This window comes from Salmonella sp. NW722 (assembly GCF_051702785.1).
Lineage (GTDB): Bacteria > Pseudomonadota > Gammaproteobacteria > Enterobacterales > Enterobacteriaceae > Salmonella > Salmonella enterica.
Map to the genome: position 1 here is coordinate 1 of NZ_JAMMIN010000039.1, position 247 is coordinate 247.

General features: G+C 53.8%; 1 rRNA gene. It reads left to right on the plus strand.

The window, feature by feature from the left end:
* Positions 1-247 (plus strand): 23S ribosomal RNA (locus NA330_RS23275); the annotation flags it as partial.

Genomic DNA, 247 nt, shown 5'->3' on the forward strand with positions numbered 1-247 from the left:
GTAATAGCTCACTGGTCGAGTCGGCCTGCGCGGAAGATGTAACGGGGCTAAACCATGCACCGAAGCTGCGGCAGCGAACGTATCACTTAAAGCGATTCAGCGGGTTACGATTGACGGAGCGAAGCGACGTCAAAGCGTATACAAAGTCGAGTCGGTTTAAGGATACGTTCGTTGGGTAGGGGAGCGTTCTGTAAGCCTGTGAAGGTGGCCTGTGAGGGTTGCTGGAGGTATCAGAAGTGCGAATGCT